Genomic DNA, 567 nt, shown 5'->3' with positions numbered 1-567 from the left:
CCGACGATCCCACCAAGCTGCAGGCCATCTTTATCAGCAACGAGGCGCGGCAACGGCTAACGCTACGGGATAACCCAGCGGCGGTGCAGGCCACGGCCGTTTACCACTACAGCCATGAGCAGGGGCGCTTTCCCATTGCCTGCTTGGCCACGGTGGCTCACCCCGGCACTCCCTGGAGCTTGCAGCGGGCTTCTACGTTTCCCGCGGGTGACCAGAGCAACCAACTGGGTATCAACTTCTTTACCGGCGAGGGCACCAACGTTTGGGAATATGATCCCACGCCAATGAAAGAGCAGCTACGGCCTGGCACCCCACTGTGGACGGCGCTAACCAACCTGGCCAATTTTGCTGGCGATCCCGACGGGGCCTATCCACCTAAGCAAGAGCCGGGCCGCATTCATCCGGATCCGTTCATCACCGCCTTTGGCAACTTCTCCGAGCTGCGGCGGGCGATTGATCTGGTCAACCGAGGCACTCCCGTTGACCAACTGAGCCTGGCCGACCAAACCACGCTGCAAACGGCAGGCTGCATGCTGGGCATGCTGGCCGACAACATCCTGCGCATTC

At 61.6% G+C, this 567-nt stretch carries 1 protein-coding gene; it reads left to right on the top strand.

What is annotated here, in order from left to right; all coding sequences use genetic code 11:
* Positions 1–567 (top strand): hypothetical protein (locus NW807_RS10465; protein WP_414426064.1); only part of this gene is annotated, 567 nt, incomplete at both ends.

The organism is Synechococcus sp. R70.1, from assembly GCF_047461675.1.
Classification (GTDB): Bacteria; Cyanobacteriota; Cyanobacteriia; order Thermostichales; family Thermostichaceae; genus Thermostichus.
This window is presented reverse-complemented; position numbering and strand designations above follow the sequence as displayed.